The sequence below is a fragment of the Streptomyces sp. NPDC057900 genome, assembly GCF_042887885.1.
Taxonomy (GTDB): domain Bacteria; phylum Actinomycetota; class Actinomycetes; order Streptomycetales; family Streptomycetaceae; genus Streptomyces.
The window spans coordinates 1-16,156 of the sequence record NZ_JBHVOI010000012.1; the positions used below are offsets into that span (position 1 = coordinate 1).

Here is a 16,156-nt window from a genome sequence, read left to right on the forward strand (position 1 = left end):
TCACCCTCATCGGGCTTTCCTCCGGGCGCTTCCCTTCGGTCTTGCGTTTCCGACTCTATCAGACTCTTTCGTGTCCGATTCCCGGTCGAAGCGGGATTGCTTTCCAGGAATTCGCTTTCGCGCTTTCCCTTTCGGCGTGTTCACTACTTTAGCCGATTCCCCCGGTGACTCATAATCGAGTCAATGGCCCGGATTTTCGGCACGCCGAAATCCGCACCCGCTGGGGGTGAGTCGTAGGTAGTGGTTGGCCGCTTCGAGTTGCCCGGCATCAGGTCCGATGGACCAATCCGTTCGCTGTACCCGTGTCAAGCGGCTCGGACTACATTAGGCGTCCCGCATGGGCGAGTCAAGTTGCCCTGCGGCGCGGTGTGTGGGCCCGGTACGGGCTCACCGTGGGATCCCCGTCGACCCAGAAGCGCCACGGGTGGGTGGCTCCGTCGCCGCCCACTCCGGTGCGCGGACCGTTGCGTACCTGGTCGCGCGGGGGCGGGGTGCCGTGCAGTACCGACAGGACGGCGCCCGGGTGGGCGATGGCGTCGGTGCCGTCGAGCGCGCGGTCGATGTCCAGAGCTGTCGCGAGGCGGGCCGGCCCTTTGGCCAGTTCTCGGTCACTGCGGGCCGAGAGTCGACGTTTCCGGGTGAGCTCCGCGCCCGTAAGGATGTCGCCCGCCCTCAGCAGCACACCGCTCGCCATGCCCTCCGGTCCGCACACCAGGTTGAGGCAGTGCCACATGCCGTAGGTGAAGTAGACGTACGCGTGGCCGGGCGGCCCGTACATCACACCGTTGCGCGCGGTCCGGCCGCGGAAGGCGTGCGAACCGGGGTCGATCTCCCCCGCGTACGCCTCCACCTCGGTGAGACGCAGCTCGATGGGGCCTTCCGGTGTGCTGCGGACCAGCGTCCGGCCCAGTAGATCCGGCGCCACGTCCAGCACCGGGCGGTCGAAGAATTCCCGCGTCAGCGGCGTACGTTCCTGGCCCTCGATCATGGAGTCCGAGGCTACCGGGAACCGACTACGGTCATGGCGCGTATGTAGGGGTCAGGACCTAGGAGGAGAAAACATGGGCTTCAAGCGGCTGCTCGCGAGCATGGGTGCCGGTGGCGCCTCGGTGGAGACGGAGCTGACCGAGCTCAACGTCGTACCGGGTGGGGTCGTCCAGGGTGAGGTGCGGGTCCAGGGCGGCTCCGTGGACCAGCAGATCGAGGGGCTCTCCGTCGGGCTGCAGGCCCGGGTCGAGGTCGAGGGCAACGACCAGGAGTACAAGCAGGACATCGAGTTCACCAAGCTGCGGCTCGGCGGCGCGTTCGAGGTCAGGGCGGGTGCGGTGCACGTCGTGCCGTTCGGCCTGGAGATCCCCTGGGAGACGCCGATCACGATGTTCGCGGGCCAGCACCTGCACGGGATGAACATCGGGGTGACCACGGAGCTGGAGATCGCGCGGGCGCTGGACTCCGGCGACCTGGACCCCGTCAACGTGCACCCGCTGCCGGCGCAGCAGGCCATCCTGGACGCCTTCGGCCAGCTGGGCTTCGGCTTCCGCAGCGCCGACATGGAGCGCGGCCAGATTCGCGGTACGCGCCAGCGGCTGCCCTTCTACCAGGAGATCGAGTTCTTCCCGCCGTCGCAGTACCGGGGGCTGAACCAGGTCGAGCTGACCTTCGTCGCGGACGACCGTGAGATGGACGTCGTGCTGGAGATGGACAAGAAGGCGGGTCTCTTCAGCGAGGGCAGCGACTCCTACCGTGCCTTCAAGGTGGGTCTGAACGACTACCACGGGACCGACTGGGCGGCTTATCTGAACCAGTGGCTCGCCCAGGTCGGCGGTCAGCGCAACTGGCTCTAGGGTCGGTGGGGAGACCTGCCGATACCGGAACCGGAACCGCTACAGGAGAGGTGCTGACGTGACCCAGCCGAAGAGGGCGCCGCTGCCGCACGACTTCCATCCCGAGGTCCCCTCGTTCACCGTGGTGAGCGAGGACCTCGCACCGGGGGCCGTGCTTGCGGACGCACAGGTGCAAGCGGCGGGGAACACCTCGCCGCAGCTGCGGTGGGAGGGGTTCCCGGCGGGGACGAAGAGCTTCGCCGTGACGTGCTTCGACCCGGACGCTCCGACCGGCAGCGGGTTCTGGCACTGGGTGCTCTTCGACATCCCCGCGTCCGTCACGGAGCTGCCGGCCGGTGCGGGCGGCGGGAAGTTCGACGGGCTGCCCGCCGGCGCCGTGCACGTCCGCAACGACTACGGCTCGAAGGACTTCGGCGGCGCGGCCCCGCCGCCCGGTGAGAACCACCGGTACGTGTTCACCGTGTACGCGGTGGACAGCGAGAAGCTCGGACCGGACAGCGACGCGTCGCCCGCTGTGGTCGGTTTCAATCTGCGCTTCCACACGCTGGGCCGCGCCCAGCTGATCGGTGAGTACACCGGACCTGCCTGAGGCCCGGAAAGTCGATAGATCCCCCCTGTTTGCCCTGCCCTGGTCCTGGAGAGATCAGGGCAGGGCACTTTTTATTGCGTTGTCCATTGCGGCCTGCCCGGCCAGAGTTGATCCGGGCCTGCCAGGCGGTGGGCGGCACACGGGAGGTGGGCGGGATGCGGGACACGCTGGTGCTGAATGCGAGCTTCGAGCCGCTGTCGACGGTGACGCTGAACCGTGCGGTGGTGCTGATTCTGCAGGACAAGGCCGTCGTCGAGCAGTCCCATCCCGGCCTCCGCATGCGCGGTGCCGCAGTGGATATTCCGGTGCCCCGGGTGATCAGGCTCTGCCGGTACGTGCGGGTGCCGTTCCGAAGACACGCCCCCTGGTCCAGAAGGGGTGTGCTCATCCGGGACCAGCACCGGTGCGCGTACTGCGGGCGGCGGGCGAGCACCGTCGACCACGTGGTGCCGCGCGCCCAGGGGGGTCAGGACACCTGGCTGAACACCGTGGCCTCGTGTGCCGAGGACAACCACCGCAAGGCCGCCCGTACGCCGGAGCAGGCGGGGATGCCACTGCTGCGGCAGCCGTTCGTGCCGTCCCCCGCGGATGCGATGCTGCTGGCGCTGGGGGCCGGTGACCGCTCGGCGCTGCCGGAGTGGCTGGCGCGGTCCGCGGCGTAGTGGGTCTACGCCGGGTGCGGTAGCCGGGGCCCGTCTCCGTTCGGAGGCGGGTTGCCGCGGGTCAGCGGAGCAGCAGCTGGACGATGGCGACCGTTCCGACCGTGACGATGAGGGCGCGCAGGATGGCGGGGCTCAGCCGGCGGCCGACCTTGGCGCCGATCTGGCCGCCGAGCGCGGAACCGATCGCGATCAGCACGACGGCGGTCCAGTCGAAGTCCGCGACGAAGAGGAAGAACAGCGCGGCGATGCTGTTGACGACGGCGGCCAGGACGTTCTTCACGGCGTTGAGGCGCTGCATGGTGTCGTCGAGCAGCATGCCCATCAGGGAGAGGTAGATGATCCCCTGGGCGGCGGTGAAGTAGCCGCCGTAGACGCTGGCGAGCATCAGGCCGACGAAGAGGAGCGGACCGCCGTCGGGGCGGGCCGCGACGCCGGTGTGTTCGCGGCGGCGCTGGACGGCTTTGCTGATGCGTGGTTGCAGGATGACCAGGACGAGGGCCATGGCCACCAGGATCGGGACGATGGTCTCGAACGCCGTCGACGGCAGCGCCAGCAGCAGGGTGGCGCCGGTCAGTCCGCCGATGAGCGCGCCCACGGCGAGCTTCAGGACGCGTGGGCGCTGTCCTTCGAGCTCCTTGCGGTAGCCGATCGCGCCGCTGATGGAGCCGGGGATCAGGCCGAGTGCGTTGGAGACCGTGGCGGTGACCGGGGGCAGACCGGTGGCGAGGAGCACCGGAAAGGTGATCAGTGTTCCCGAACCGACGATCGTGTTGATCGTGCCCGCGCTGATGCCGGCGGCGAAGACCGCGAGCATCTCCCAGATGGACATCCCGAATCCCCCGTGGCTGATCGGTGCTTGGTGCACTGATCATGCCCGAGGGGATGTACACGTCAGTCGACGGGGGGCTGCTCCCGGCGTTCCTTGCCCGAGTCGCCGTTGTTGAAGCCGGGCATACCGGAACCGAGGTTGCCGAAGGCGCCGCTGAGGCCCTTGAGGGCGTCGCCGATCTCGCTGGGCACGATCCAGAGCTTGTTGGCGTCTCCCTCGGCGATCTTCGGGAGCATCTGGAGGTACTGGTACGAGAGCAGCTTCTGGTCCGGGTCACCGGCGTGGATGGACTCGAAGACCGTACGGATCGCCTGGGCCTCGCCCTCCGCGCGCAGGGCGGCGGCCTTGGCCTCACCCTCGGCGCGCAGGATCGCGGACTGCTTCTCGCCCTCCGCGGTGAGGATCGCGGACTGCCGCGTTCCCTCTGCCTGGAGGATCGCGGCGCGCTTGTCGCGGTCGGCGCGCATCTGCTTCTCCATCGAGTCCTGGATGGAGGTGGGCGGCTCGATCGCCTTCAGCTCGACGCGGTTGACGCGGATGCCCCACTTGCCGGTGGCCTCGTCGAGGACTCCGCGCAGGGCGGCGTTGATCTCCTCGCGGGAGGTGAGCGTCCGCTCCAGGTCCATGCCGCCGATGATGTTGCGGAGCGTGGTGACGGTGAGCTGCTCGATGGCCTGGATGTAGCTGGCGACTTCGTACGTCGCGGCCCTGGCGTCGGTGACCTGGTAGTAGATGACCGTGTCGATGTTGACGACCAGGTTGTCCTGGGTGATCACCGGCTGCGGCGGGAAGGGCACGACCTGTTCTCGGAGGTCGATCCGGTTCCGGATCGAGTCGATGAACGGGACGACGATGTTCAGGCCTGCGTTGAGGGTGCGGGTGTACCGGCCGAACCGCTCCACGATGGCGGCGCTGGCCTGTGGGATGACCTGGATCGTCTTGATCAGAGCGATGAAGACGAGCACCACCAGAATGATCAGGACGATGATGATCGGTTGCATCGTTTCCTCGTGCCCTTCGGTTGCCGACGGATCGCGATGATCGAGGTCGAGATCGTGCGGGGCCGTGCGTCAGGTCGGTTGTCCTGCCGGTCCGGCTCTCATGATGATCGACATCGAGTCTGACAGAACGGGCTCTGCCGTGTGGGCTGTTCGGTCACATGACGACGGCTGTGGCCCCGTCGATGTCGACGACGTCGACCTGTTGGCCTGGTTCGTAGCTCAGTTCCGCGTCCAAGGCGCGCGCCGACCAGATCTCGCCGGCCAGCTTGATCCGCCCACCCTCGGCGGTGACCCGTTCCAGGACGACGGCCTGGCGTCCTTTCAACGCGTCTATGCCGGTGGCCAGATGGGGCCGGTCGGAGCGGTGCCGGTTGGCGATGGGGCGGACGACCGCGATCAGCGCCACCGAGACGATGACGAAGACCAGTACCTGGGCCACGATTCCGCCGCCGAGCGCCGCGACCACCGCTGCGGCGACCGCTCCGACGGCGAACATGCCGAACTCGGGCATCGCGGTCAGGACGAGAGGGATGCCCAGTCCCACCGCGCCGATCAGCCACCACACCCATGCGTCGATGATGTCCACCCCGCCATCGTATGACCGGGAGCACCTCCGCCGACAGGGCGCAAGCGGGCGGGTACGCCCCAGGGGGACGCGTCAAGTGCCGGGCCGGGGCCCGGCACTCAGCCGAGCGGCAGACCGCGGGCGGTGTAGCGGTCGCCCTGGTGCTCGACGACGAGCGGCAGGCCGAAGCAGAGGGAGAGGTTGCGCGAGCTGAGCTCGGTCTCCATGGGGCCGGCGGCGAGCACCTTGCCCTGGCGGATCATCAGGACGTGGGTGAAGCCGGGGGCGATCTCCTCGACATGGTGGGTGACCATGATCATGGAGGGGGCGTACGGGTCGCGGGCCAGCCGGCCGAGGCGGCGGACCAGGTCCTCGCGTCCGCCGAGGTCGAGACCGGCGGCGGGCTCGTCGAGGAGCAGCAGCTCGGGGTCGGTCATCATGGCGCGGGCGATCAGGGTGCGCTTGCGCTCGCCCTCGGAGAGGGTGCCGAACTTCCGGTCCAGGTAGTCGGTCATGCCCAGCCGGTCGAGGAAGGCGCGGGCGCGGTCCTCGTCGACCTTGTCGTAGTTCTCGTTCCAGGTGGCGGTCATGCCGTAGGCGGCGGTGAGCACCGTCTGCAGGACCGTCTGGCGCTTGGGCAGCTTCTCCGCCATGGCGACGCCCGCGATCCCGATGCGGGGGCGCAGGTCGAAGACGTCGGTTCCGACGCCGCCGAGCTGCTCGCCGAGGACCGTGGCGCTGCCCTTGCTCGGGAAGAGGTAGCTGGACGCGACGTTGAGGAGGGTGGTCTTGCCGGCGCCGTTGGGGCCGAGGATGACCCAGCGCTCCCCCTCCTTGACCGACCAGGAGACGTCTTCCACCAGAGCGCGTCCGTCGCGGACCACGGATACGTCCACCAGCTCCAGTACATCGCTCATGAGCGCGTTGTCTCCCCATGCAGTTTCGTTTTCGTCGCGTGCCTGTGGGCACAGCTCCCAGGGAAAACCTACGCCACCGCGGGAGAGCTTCGGGCGCTGGGCCCGTCGTCGCACGGTTGTCGTGGGGTCCCCGGCCCGTCCCGGACCGGGTCCGGGACGGGTGGGACAGGGGCCGGGTCCGTTCCTTAGGGTGTTGCCATGCTTTCGGAACCACGCTCAGGGCTGCTGGCCGCTTGGGGCAACGCGCTGCTGGCCGGACTCGTCTCGCCGGACGACGCGGCCCTCGCCATCGTCGGGGAGGACGCGGTGCACCGCGTCGAGGGGCTGCCGGGGGAGGCGGGGCCGGTCGGCCTGACGCTCGCCCTGGGGCGGCTGCGGGGGCTCGGGGTGACCGGTTTCCGGGTCGCTCTGCCGGTTCCCGGGCATCCGCTGGGGCTCAGCGGTCCCCCGGATTTCAACGCGCGGGCGCTGGAGGCCGAGGAGGCGGTGGTGACCTACGGCGCGCCGTACGGGCTGGTGCCGGAGGTGCGCGAGTCGGGGCCCGCCGGGGATCTCCACGTCGCCGTGGCGTGGCACTGCCTGGCCGTACGGGAGGCGCCGCCGGCCGATGTGCCCTCACTGAGCGAGGCGGAGCGGGAGCTCGCGGAGGCGATGCGGGACGCGACGGCGACGTTGTCGCGGCTCGACGTGGCGGGCTCCGGACCGGTGGCGGAGGCGGCGCTGGACGCGTACCGGGCGCGGGCGGAGCAGGGGCGCGAGGTGCTTGCCCCGGGGTATCCGCCACGGGCGGTGCGGGTGCTGGCGCTGGCGCAGCGGGTGGGGCTGCTGGTCTCGCTGGCGTACGAGAACGGGCCCGGCGGGGCGGTGAGCGCCTCGGAGATGGCGGCGCGCAGGGAGGCGCTGCGGCCGGTGGAGCGGGTGTCCCGGCGGGCGCAGGTGGCCGCGTACAACGCGTATGTGGAGGAGCGGGCCCGGTAGTGGGGCCCGCGGCCCGGGGACGGGCACGGTCTGTCGTCCTCGGTCGCCGGGCGGGCCCGGTGTGCCTCGCACACGTACCGGGCGGGCCTGGGTGAAGGCCCGCCCGGTGGTGACGCGGTATGCGTGGCGTCAGCCGTTCAGGCCGAAGTTGCCGAAGGCCGGGTTGAGCAGGCCGACCACGTTGACCGTGTTGCCGACCACGTTCACCGGCACGTGGACCGGGACCTGCGCGAGGTTGCCGCTGGCCACGCCCGGGGAGTGGGTCGCGAGACCGTGGGCGCCCGCACCGCTGTGACCGGTGGCGGAGGCCGCGCCCGCACCGGCGGCGATGATGCCACCGGCGATCATGGTGACGGCTGCGGCCTTCTTCAGGTTCTTCACTTCGGGATCCTCCTGGTTTCGCTGCGGCCGGCCGCCGCAGCACGCCTTGGAGAACGCCCCGGCGCCGCAGGGGATGCGCCGTTCGAGTGACATACACCCGACAGTATGAATCTCGGCCCGGTCTCGGGCGGCCCGCTCGGTCAGCCCGGGCCGCGCGGTCAGCCCGCCGCCCCGTGCCGTACGGCCCAGAGCGCGGCCTGGGTGCGGTCGGAGAGGTCCAGCTTCATCAGGATGTTCGAGACGTGCGTCTTGACGGTCTTCTCCGAGAGGACGAGCGCCCGCGCAATCTCCCGGTTGGAGCGGCCGTCGGCGATGAGGCCCAGCACTTCCCGCTCCCGTTCGGTGAGGGTGCTCCCCCGGCCCGTGCCACTGCCCGGGTCGTCCTGGGCGAGCAGCGCTCCCGCCACTTCCGGCTGGAGGAGTACGTGGCCCGCGTACACCGAGCGGATGGCGCCCGCCAGCGCGTCCGGGTCGACGTCCTTGTAGACGTAGCCGGAGGCTCCCGCGCGCAGGGCGGGGACGACGGTGCGCTGTTCGGTGAAGCTGGTGACGATCAGCACCTTGGCCGGGTTCTCCAGCTCCCTGAGCCTGCGCAGCGCCTCTATGCCGTCGGTGCCGGGCATCTTGATGTCCATGAGCACCACGTCGGGGCGCAGCTCCTCGGTCCTGGCCACGCCCTCGGCTCCGTCGGAGGCCTCTCCGACGACCTCTATGTCGTCCTGGATCTCCAGGAACGTACGCAGACCGCGGCGGACCACCTGGTGGTCGTCGACCAGCAGCACCCTGATGATCCTGTCAGCCACCGGGTACCTCCATCTCGATCGTGGTGCCCTTGCCGGGCGCCGATTCAACGGTGAGCTTCCCGCCGACACCGCTCGCGCGGTCCCGCATCGAGACGAGGCCCAGATGCCGTCCCGCCCGACGGGTGGCCGTCGGCTCGAAGCCGCGTCCGTCGTCGGTGATCCGGAGCACCGTGCCGCCGTCGCCGCCGCGTACGAGCGTGACGCCTACGTGGCCGGCCTCCGAGTGGCGCAGGGCGTTGTGCAGGGCCTCCTGGGCGACCCTGAGCAGCGCTTCCTCCTGTGCGGCGGGCAGCGCCCGCACGCCGAGGCTCTCGAAGGTGACCCGGGCCGTGTGGGCGCGGTCCAAGACCTGGATCTGGGTGCGGAGGGTGGCGATCAGGCCGTCCTCGTCGAGAGCCGCGGGGCGCAGTTCGACGACGGCCGCCCGCAGCTCGTCCACCGCCTCCGCCGCGAGGGCGGCGACCTGCTGGAGTTCGCCCTTGGCGCGGGCCGGGTCGCGGTCGACCAGGGTGGCGGCGGCCTGGGCGGTGAGGCGGAGGGAGAACAGTTTCTGGCTGACCGCGTCGTGCAGCTCGTGGGCGAGGCGGGAGCGCTCCTCCGCGATGGTGAGCTCGCGGCTGCGCTCGTAGAGCCGTGCGTTGGTGAGGGCGATCGCCGCGTGCTGGGCGAGGATGCCCAGCAGCTCCTCGTCGTCGGCGGTGAATCCGCAGCTGCCCTCGGGCTTCGGACAGCGCTTGTTGGCGAGGAAGAGGGCGCCGATGGTCTCGTCGCCGTCCCTGATGGGCAGGCCCAGGAAGTCGGACATGTCGGGGTGGGCGGACGGCCAGCCCTCGAAGCGGGGGTCCTTGCGGACGTCGGCGAGCCGCTCGGGCTTCGCCTCGTGCAGCATCGCGGCGAGGATGCCGTGCTGCCGGGGAAGCGGGCCGATGGCCTTCCACTGTTCGTCGCTGACGCCGTCGACCACGAACTGGGCGAAGCCGCCGTGGTCGTCGGGGACGCCGAGCGCCGCGTACTCGGCGTCGAGCAGCTCGCGGGCCGAGGCGACGATCGTCTTGAGGACGTCCCGCATTTCCAGGTGCCGGCTCATGGCGAGCAGTGCGGCGCTCACTGCGGCGAGGCCGCCCGCCGGTGGGCGATGGGTCATGGCCTCACCGTACCGGCGGGTCACAGGCCCCGTATCGGCCTGTGGACGGCCGCTGATTAGGGCGCAGGGACTAGGACTTCCCGGCCGTGACGGCGCACCGGGCACGGGGCCGAGGGGAAACGGACACTCACACTCCGAATTGCTTCAGCAACGGCTGGTGAGATTGATACCCGGCCGATGTGAGGCCGCGCATAGGACCTGCGTCACTTACGAAGTCACCTAGTGGACATTTAAGGGCGATACGGTCGGGAAAGAGTCCGGTTTGCACGGTTCGTGCCGGGGTCGGACCCACTATCCGGCTTCGTACGTCACACCTTTGCCACACCATTTTGCGGTCGCTAAGAATTGCAATCGTCCCCGACGGAGATGCGATGTCGCTTCCCGTCTTCGTCCTCCGTGAGGACTTCCGCGATTCGAAGAGGTACCTGCATGTCCGCGTCCAGCATTCCCGGCCGTCTCCGTCGTATGAACAAGACCCAGAAGCTCTCCGTCGCCGGTATATCCGCCGTCGCCGCCGCTGCGCTCTCGTTGTCGCTGGTGCCCGGTAACGCCGATGCCGAGACCGAGCCGCAGGCCATCTCCGGCGCCCCTGTCGTCTTCGCCTCCGCCGCCGGTGCGTCGCAGGCCAAGACGATCCAGTCGAGCGTCATCGAGCAGCACTCCACCGCCGAGCAGCTGATCAAGGCGTCCGACGCCGCGAAGGCGAAGAAGGCCAAGTCCGTCTCGAAGGAGAAGGCCAAGAAGGCCAAGGCGAAGGCCCACGCCAAGGAGAAGGCCAAGGCGAAGAAGGCCGCGTCCAAGCGCGGTAAGCAGGGCGCCAGCCGTTCCCACTCGCGTACCCCGGTCTTCTCGAACAACCTGGACGGCTGGATCAAGGAATCCCTGTCCATCATGAAGGCCAAGGGCATCCCGGGCACCTACGACGGTCTGCACCGCAACATCATCCGCGAGTCCAGCGGCAACCCGCGGGCCATCAACGACTGGGACGTCAACGCGGTCAACGGTGTCCCGTCGAAGGGTCTGCTCCAGATCATCAAGCCGACCTTCGACGCATACCACGTCGGCGGGACCCCTCACGACCAGTACGACCCGGTCGCCAACATCACCGCGTCGGCCAACTACGCCGCCGACAAGTACGGCTCGATCGACAACGTCAACAGCGCGTACTGAGTCCACTCCGGTACGCCGTGACACATGCCGAAGGGCGGCACCCCGTGCGGGGTGCCGCCCTTCGGCGCGAGCCGGGGCCCGCTACTTGCGCATCACCTCGGGCTCGTGGCGGCGCAGCAGCCGCGCGACCGCGAACCCGCAGATCACACCGAGGAAGACCAGCACCCCGATATTGATCCCCCACTGGCTCACCGTGTGCTCCCACAGCGGGTCCAGGTCGGTGGGGTTCTTCTGGTCCCACGGCGGCATGAGGTGGGCGAGGTCGAGGGTCGATCCGGCGGCCGCGATGGCCCAGCGGGACGGCATCAGCCAGGCGAACTGTTCCAGGCCGAGCGATCCGTAGACCTGGAAGAGGATGCCGGTGAAGACCACCTGGACGATCGCGAACATGACCAGCAGCGGCATGGTCTTCTCGGAGGTCTTCACCAGCGAGGAGATCACCAGGCCGAACATCATCGAGGTGAAGCCGAGCGCGATGATCGTCACGCAGAGCTCGACGGCCGGCGGCATGATCAGGCCCTCCGCCGGCAGATCACGGGTGGCGAAGCCGATGCCGCAGATGATGACGCCCTGGACGGCCGTGATCAGGCCGAGCACGATCACCTTGGACATCAGATAGGCGGAGCGGGAGAGGCCGGTGGCCCGTTCCCGTTCGTAGATCACCCGTTCCTTGATCAGCTCTCGTACGGAGTTGGCCGCACCGGAGAAGGTCATCCCGATCACCAGGATGAGCATGATCGTCCCGGCGTCGCTGTTGAACCGGGACGGCGGCTTGGGCGGGCCGAGGCCGAAGTCCGACGGAATGACGACGCTCACCACACCCAGCACCGCGGGCAGGATCACCATCAGGCCCATGAAGCCCTTGTCGGACGCGATCACCGACAGATAGCGGCGCATCAGCGTCCACAGCTGCGTCCCCCAGCCCTGCGGCTTCGGCGGGCGCATCTGCTGCGGCGGCGGCATGTGTACGGACTGCGCGGCGACCGAGTCGATGTCCGCGGCGTACATCTGGTAGTGCTGCGAACCGCGCCAGCGGCCCGCCCAGTCGTAGTCGCGGTAGTTCTCGAACGCGGAGAAGACATCGGCCCAGGAGCTGTAGCCGAAGAAGTTGAGCGCTTCCTCCGGCGGACCGAAGTAGGCCACGGCACCGCCGGGCGCCATCACCAGGAGCTTGTCGCAGATGGCCAGCTCGGCGACCGAGTGCGTGACGACGAGGACGGTACGGCCGTCGTCGGCCAGACCGCGCAGCAGCTGCATGACGTCGCGGTCCATGCCCGGGTCGAGGCCGGAGGTCGGCTCGTCCAGGAATATCAGCGAGGGCTTGGTGAGAAGCTCCAGGGCCACCGAGACGCGCTTGCGCTGGCCGCCGGAGAGCGAGGTGACCTTCTTGTCCTTGTGGATGTCGAGCTTGAGCTCCGCAAGGACCTCAAGTATCCGGGACTGCCGCTCTGCCTCCGTGGTGTCCGCGGGGAAGCGGAGCTTGGCCGCGTACCTGAGCGCCTTGGTGACCGTGAGTTCCTTGTGCAGGATGTCGTCCTGCGGAACCAGGCCGATGCGCTGGCGCAGCTCGGCGAACTGCTTGTAGAGGTTCCGGTTGTCGTAGAGGACTTCGCCCTGGTCGGCGGGCCGGTAGCCGGTGAGCGCCTTGAGCAGGGTGGACTTTCCGGAGCCGGACGGGCCGATGACGCCGATCAGCGACTTCTCCGGGACGCCGAACGAGACGTCCTTCAGGATCTGCTTGCCGCCGTCGACCGTCACGGTGAGGTGGCGGGCGGCGAAGGAGACCTCGCCCGTGTCGACGAATTCCTCAAGGCGGTCGCCGACCAGCCGGAACGTCGAGTGACCGACACCGACGATGTCGTTCGCGCCGATGAACGCGGAGCCGGACTTCGAGAGCGGCTGGCCGTTGACGTACGTGCCGTTGTGGGATCCGAGATCACGGATCTCGAAGCGGCCGTCGGGCGTCGCGTGGAACTCGGCGTGGTTGCGCGAGACCTGGAGGTCGGAGACGACCAGTTCGTTCTCCAGCGCACGGCCGATGCGCATCACCCTGCCGAGCGCCACCTGGTGGAAGGTGGTCGGGCTGCGGTCGCCGTAGACCGGTGACGCCCCCGCCGCGCCGCCGGCCCCGCCACTTCCGGGGTTGTTCGCCATGCCCTGCTGCGGTCCGTGGGACTGCTGCGGCGCCTGGGGCGCCTGCTGCCAGGCCTGCGGCTGCTGGCCCTGGCCCTGGCCCGGAATCTGCTGCTGGCCGGGATTCTGCTGCTGTCCCGGAATCTGCTGCTGGCCCGGGTGCTGCTGCTGACCCGGCCAGCCGGGTCCGCCCTGCGGCTGCTGCTGCGGGGTCTGCTGCGGCTGCTGGGCCGGGGCCTGGGCCCCGGCGGCGGCCTGCCCGCTGTACACACCGGCGCCGGCCGCGGCGCCGCTGAGGCTCAGCCGGGGCCCGTCGGTGGCATTGCCCAGGTTCACCGTGGAGCCGGGACCGATCTCCAGCTGGTGGATCCGCTGCCCCTGGACATAGGTGCCATTGGTGCTGCCGTGGTCCTCGATGGACCAACCCCGGCCGTTCCAGCTGATCGTGGCGTGCCGCCACGACACCCTGGCGTCATCGATCGTCATATCGCCCTGCGGATCACGTCCGAGGGTGTACGACCTGGACGGATCGAGCGTCCAGGTCCTGCCATTCAATTCCAGTACGAGTTCCGGCACTCCGCGCCCCACTAGTTGTCCCCCGATTACCCCCGTCGCAGGGAGTCTAGGGATGCTGAACATCGTGGGGAACTATTCCAGGAGCAGTCCCCGATACGAAAGCCGGGCGGGGGTTTGACCCTGCCGAGACCTGCACTGTTATGGCTTTGACGCCAACAAAACGGTCATCTACCGACACAACTGGCCATGAACGATTGCGGATCGTGCTGAATGATCTGGTTGGGGGTATCGGGGCCGGACTGTCCGGCACTCGGGACGGACCTTCGGGGCCGCGTCGTGGACCGATACGGTGGGGGCACCATGAGCGCATCTCAGCCACCTCAGTCCTCGCCGTCTCCTGAGTCCCCTGAGTCACGTCAGGGCATCGACGCACCGACCCTTCTCGTGAAGATCTTCGGGAAGGACCGTCCCGGTATCACCGCCGGGCTGTTCGACACCCTCGCCGCCTACTCGGTCGACGTCGTCGACATCGAGCAGGTCGTTACCCGTGGCCGCATCGTCCTGTGCGCGCTGGTCACCGCCCCGGTCGCGGGCGGCACCACGGAGGGCGACCTGCGGGCCACCGTGCACAGCTGGGCCGAGTCGCTGAAACTGCAGGCCGAGATCATCTCCGGCACGGGCGACAACCGTCCCCGTGGCGACGGCCGCTCCCATGTGACGGTGCTGGGGCACCCGCTGACCGCCGAGTCGACCGCCGCCATAGCGGCCAGCATCACCTCGACCGGCGGGAACATCGACCGGATCTTCCGGCTGGCGAAATACCCGGTCACAGCTGTCGAGTTCGCGGTGTCCGGCACCGGGACCGAGGAGCTGCGGACCGCGCTGGCCACCGAGGCCGCCGAGATCGGCGTCGACGTGGCCGTGGTCTCGGCCGGGCTGAGCCGCCGCGCGCAGCGGCTCGTCGTGATGGACGTCGACTCGACCCTCATCCAGGACGAGGTCATCGAGCTGTTCGCGGCCCACGCCGGCTGTGAGGCGGAGGTCGCCTCGGTCACCGAGCAGGCGATGCGCGGTGAACTCGACTTCGAGCAGTCGCTGCACGCACGGGTGGCGCTGCTGGCGGGCCTCGACGTCTCCGTGGTGGAGAAGGTCCGCGCCGAGGTACGGCTGACGCCGGGCGCCCGCACCCTGATCCGTACGCTGAAGCGGCTCGGCTACCAAGTAGGCGTCGTATCCGGCGGGTTCACGCAGGTGACGGATGATCTCAAGGAGCGGCTGGGGCTCGACTTCGCCTCTGCCAACACTCTGGAGATCGTCGACGGCAAGCTCACCGGCCGGGTGACCGGGCCCATCGTCGACCGGGCCGGCAAGGCCCGGCTGCTGCGCAGCTTCGCCGCGGAGGCCGGAGTGCCGCTGGCGCAGACCGTGGCGATCGGTGACGGGGCCAACGACCTGGACATGCTCAACACCGCGGGACTCGGCGTCGCGTTCAACGCGAAGCCGGTGGTCCGCAGGGCCGCGCACACGGCGGTGAACGTGCCGTTCCTGGACACGGTGCTCTATCTGCTCGGCATCACCCGCGAGGAGGTCGAGGCCGTCGACGGTCTCGTCGAATAGGGAGCCGCCTCGGGGGCGGGTCCGTATGCTCCGGACAGCGCGGAGGGCCCCGGCGCACAAGCGGAAGCTTGTGCGCCGGGGCCCTCTTCGTGGGCCGGTGCGGCCGGGTGCCGGCTGCCGCCGGTCGTCGGATGCCGGCTGTCAGTCGTCAGCTGTCAGTCGTTCGGGGTCCAGTACTCGGTGAGCTTGCCGATGCCGTGCTCCACGCTCTTCCAGGTACCGGAGAACTCGACCACGGCGAACGCCGCGGTCGGGAAGCCGCCGCGGGTCATCCGGGCCAGGGCGTCGCCCTCGGAAGCGCCCGAGAGGGCGTCGGAGAGCGCGTGCATACCCGGGTTGTGCCCGATCACCAGCAGGTTGCGCACCTCGTCGGGCGTCTCGTTGACCAGGGCGATCAGCTCGCCGAGCGAGGCCTCGTACAACCGCTCCTCGTACACGGTCCTGGGCCGCTCGGGCATCTCGTGCACGGCCAGCTTCCAGGTCTCGCGCGTCCTGGCCGCGGTGGAACAGAGAGCCAGATCGAAGGCGATCCCGGAATCGACGAGTTTGCGGCCTGCCACGGGTGCGTCCTTGCGGCCGCGTTCCGCGAGCGGGCGCTCATGGTCGGAGTCCTGCGACCATTCCGCCTTCGCGTGCCTGAGAAGGACAATCCTGCGAGGTGTATCGACGCTCATACACCTCAGCTTCGCACGAATGGTGCCAGCTGGCGCAGGGTGTTGGAGGGCCGGCCCGGGACGGGCGGGTGGCTTCAGCGGGTCAGCAGGTCCACGATTCGCTCAAGCAACTGGCCCACCGCCGAACCGCCCGTCGCCGCGTGCGCCTCCCCCGGCGCGACGATCAGCAGCAGCAGCGCGCCGAAGGCGACGGCAGGCAACGCGACGGCCCACCAGGGCAGCCGGATCTCGACACTGCCCGCATCCGGGCGGGTGGACCGGGGGTGTGTACGGGCCGGCATGTCCGCCTCCGGGGGTCATCGGGTCTGATACCTGAGAACCTACGGATCCGGC

17 protein-coding genes are annotated in these 16,156 nt (G+C 69.2%); 6 read left to right on the forward strand and 11 right to left on the reverse strand.

Annotated features, from left to right (window positions below; all coding sequences use genetic code 11):
• Positions 1–346 precede the first annotated feature (346 nt).
• Positions 347–988: a DNA-3-methyladenine glycosylase gene (locus ACFVQ0_RS30565; RefSeq protein WP_390092434.1), complete on the reverse strand. Its 642-nt coding sequence runs from the start codon at positions 986–988 to the stop codon at positions 347–349.
• Positions 989–1,061: 73 nt separating this feature from the next.
• On the opposite strand from ACFVQ0_RS30565, the gene ACFVQ0_RS30570 reads away from it, so the two are divergent.
• The 3 genes from ACFVQ0_RS30570 to ACFVQ0_RS30580 all read left to right on the forward strand — a co-directional run bounded on the left by ACFVQ0_RS30570 (position 1,062) and on the right by ACFVQ0_RS30580 (position 3,095).
• A complete protein-coding gene (locus ACFVQ0_RS30570) occupies positions 1,062–1,844 on the forward strand; it encodes a sporulation protein (protein WP_390092435.1) in 783 nt (260 codons plus the stop codon).
• Positions 1,845–1,902: 58 nt separating this feature from the next.
• Positions 1,903–2,433: a YbhB/YbcL family Raf kinase inhibitor-like protein gene (locus ACFVQ0_RS30575; RefSeq protein WP_390092436.1), complete on the forward strand. Its 531-nt coding sequence runs from the start codon at positions 1,903–1,905 to the stop codon at positions 2,431–2,433.
• 155 nt (positions 2,434–2,588) lie between these two features.
• Complete coding sequence (locus tag ACFVQ0_RS30580) at positions 2,589–3,095, forward strand: HNH endonuclease (protein WP_031099942.1); 507 nt, start codon at positions 2,589–2,591, stop codon at positions 3,093–3,095.
• A 61-nt stretch (positions 3,096–3,156) separates the two neighbouring features.
• Here ACFVQ0_RS30580 and ACFVQ0_RS30585 read toward each other — a convergent pair whose 3' ends face one another.
• From ACFVQ0_RS30585 to ACFVQ0_RS30600, 4 genes are all read right to left on the reverse strand, one after another.
• Positions 3,157–3,924 (reverse strand): sulfite exporter TauE/SafE family protein, encoded by a 768-nt coding sequence (locus ACFVQ0_RS30585; protein WP_390092437.1) that lies wholly within the window; start codon positions 3,922–3,924, stop codon positions 3,157–3,159.
• A gap of 62 nt (positions 3,925–3,986) precedes the next feature.
• Positions 3,987–4,925 (reverse strand): SPFH domain-containing protein, encoded by a 939-nt coding sequence (locus ACFVQ0_RS30590; RefSeq protein ID WP_390092438.1) that lies wholly within the window; start codon positions 4,923–4,925, stop codon positions 3,987–3,989.
• Between the two features lie 154 nt (positions 4,926–5,079).
• Positions 5,080–5,511 (reverse strand): NfeD family protein, encoded by a 432-nt coding sequence (locus ACFVQ0_RS30595; RefSeq protein ID WP_390092439.1) that lies wholly within the window; start codon positions 5,509–5,511, stop codon positions 5,080–5,082.
• A gap of 98 nt (positions 5,512–5,609) precedes the next feature.
• Positions 5,610–6,407, reverse strand: coding sequence for an ABC transporter ATP-binding protein (locus ACFVQ0_RS30600; protein WP_123526884.1), 798 nt, complete (start codon positions 6,405–6,407; stop codon positions 5,610–5,612).
• 198 nt (positions 6,408–6,605) lie between these two features.
• Between ACFVQ0_RS30600 and ACFVQ0_RS30605 the strand changes: the two genes are divergently transcribed.
• Positions 6,606–7,385: a hypothetical protein gene (locus ACFVQ0_RS30605; protein WP_390092440.1), complete on the forward strand. Its 780-nt coding sequence runs from the start codon at positions 6,606–6,608 to the stop codon at positions 7,383–7,385.
• A gap of 129 nt (positions 7,386–7,514) precedes the next feature.
• On the opposite strand, the gene ACFVQ0_RS30610 is transcribed toward ACFVQ0_RS30605, so the two are convergent.
• The 3 genes from ACFVQ0_RS30610 to ACFVQ0_RS30620 all read right to left on the reverse strand — a co-directional run bounded on the left by ACFVQ0_RS30610 (position 7,515) and on the right by ACFVQ0_RS30620 (position 9,713).
• Positions 7,515–7,766 carry a chaplin family protein gene (locus tag ACFVQ0_RS30610; RefSeq protein ID WP_390092601.1) on the reverse strand — a complete coding sequence of 84 codons (252 nt, stop codon included), beginning with the start codon at positions 7,764–7,766 and terminating at the stop codon, positions 7,515–7,517.
• A gap of 158 nt (positions 7,767–7,924) precedes the next feature.
• Entirely contained in the window at positions 7,925–8,569 is a 645-nt protein-coding gene (locus ACFVQ0_RS30615; RefSeq protein ID WP_123469011.1) for a response regulator transcription factor, read from the reverse strand.
• Positions 8,562–9,713 carry a GAF domain-containing sensor histidine kinase gene (locus ACFVQ0_RS30620; RefSeq protein ID WP_390092441.1) on the reverse strand — a complete coding sequence of 384 codons (1,152 nt, stop codon included), beginning with the start codon at positions 9,711–9,713 and terminating at the stop codon, positions 8,562–8,564. Before ACFVQ0_RS30620 ends, ACFVQ0_RS30615 begins: the two co-directional genes overlap by 8 nt.
• A gap of 429 nt (positions 9,714–10,142) precedes the next feature.
• Between ACFVQ0_RS30620 and ACFVQ0_RS30625 the strand changes: the two genes are divergently transcribed.
• Positions 10,143–10,883 carry a transglycosylase SLT domain-containing protein gene (locus ACFVQ0_RS30625; protein WP_390092442.1) on the forward strand — a complete coding sequence of 247 codons (741 nt, stop codon included), beginning with the start codon at positions 10,143–10,145 and terminating at the stop codon, positions 10,881–10,883.
• An 81-nt stretch (positions 10,884–10,964) separates the two neighbouring features.
• Here ACFVQ0_RS30625 and ACFVQ0_RS30630 read toward each other — a convergent pair whose 3' ends face one another.
• On the reverse strand, positions 10,965–13,604 hold the full coding sequence (locus tag ACFVQ0_RS30630) for an FHA domain-containing protein (RefSeq protein WP_390092443.1): 2,640 nt from the start codon (positions 13,602–13,604) through the stop codon (positions 10,965–10,967).
• A gap of 288 nt (positions 13,605–13,892) precedes the next feature.
• Here ACFVQ0_RS30630 and serB point away from each other — a divergent pair, with 288 nt between their 5' ends.
• Positions 13,893–15,149, forward strand: a complete 1,257-nt coding sequence (serB, locus tag ACFVQ0_RS30635) for a phosphoserine phosphatase SerB (protein ID WP_390092444.1) — start codon at positions 13,893–13,895, stop codon at positions 15,147–15,149.
• A gap of 155 nt (positions 15,150–15,304) precedes the next feature.
• Here serB and ACFVQ0_RS30640 read toward each other — a convergent pair whose 3' ends face one another.
• Entirely contained in the window at positions 15,305–15,823 is a 519-nt protein-coding gene (locus tag ACFVQ0_RS30640) for a SixA phosphatase family protein (RefSeq protein WP_390092445.1), read from the reverse strand.
• 74 nt (positions 15,824–15,897) lie between these two features.
• Complete coding sequence (locus ACFVQ0_RS30645) at positions 15,898–16,104, reverse strand: hypothetical protein (RefSeq protein ID WP_390092446.1); 207 nt, start codon at positions 16,102–16,104, stop codon at positions 15,898–15,900.
• Positions 16,105–16,156: the final 52 nt, after the last annotated feature.

Bases quoted from the DNA above. Each gene is read 5' to 3' on its own strand.
- ACFVQ0_RS30605 (WP_390092440.1), top strand. From the start codon at position 6,606: ATGCTTTCGGAACCACGCTCAGGGCTGCTGGCCGCTTGGGGCAACGCG.
- serB (WP_390092444.1), top strand. From the start codon at position 13,893: ATGAGCGCATCTCAGCCACCTCAGTCCTCGCCGTCTCCTGAGTCCCCT.
- ACFVQ0_RS30620 (WP_390092441.1), bottom strand. From the start codon at position 9,713: ATGACCCATCGCCCACCGGCGGGCGGCCTCGCCGCAGTGAGCGCCGCA.
- ACFVQ0_RS30640 (WP_390092445.1), bottom strand. From the start codon at position 15,823: ATGAGCGTCGATACACCTCGCAGGATTGTCCTTCTCAGGCACGCGAAG.
- ACFVQ0_RS30590 (WP_390092438.1), bottom strand. From the start codon at position 4,925: ATGCAACCGATCATCATCGTCCTGATCATTCTGGTGGTGCTCGTCTTC.
- ACFVQ0_RS30570 (WP_390092435.1), top strand. From the start codon at position 1,062: ATGGGCTTCAAGCGGCTGCTCGCGAGCATGGGTGCCGGTGGCGCCTCG.
- ACFVQ0_RS30565 (WP_390092434.1), bottom strand. From the start codon at position 988: ATGATCGAGGGCCAGGAACGTACGCCGCTGACGCGGGAATTCTTCGAC.
- ACFVQ0_RS30585 (WP_390092437.1), bottom strand. From the start codon at position 3,924: ATGTCCATCTGGGAGATGCTCGCGGTCTTCGCCGCCGGCATCAGCGCG.
- ACFVQ0_RS30625 (WP_390092442.1), top strand. From the start codon at position 10,143: ATGTCCGCGTCCAGCATTCCCGGCCGTCTCCGTCGTATGAACAAGACC.
- ACFVQ0_RS30600 (WP_123526884.1), bottom strand. From the start codon at position 6,407: ATGAGCGATGTACTGGAGCTGGTGGACGTATCCGTGGTCCGCGACGGA.
- ACFVQ0_RS30580 (WP_031099942.1), top strand. From the start codon at position 2,589: ATGCGGGACACGCTGGTGCTGAATGCGAGCTTCGAGCCGCTGTCGACG.
- ACFVQ0_RS30645 (WP_390092446.1), bottom strand. From the start codon at position 16,104: ATGCCGGCCCGTACACACCCCCGGTCCACCCGCCCGGATGCGGGCAGT.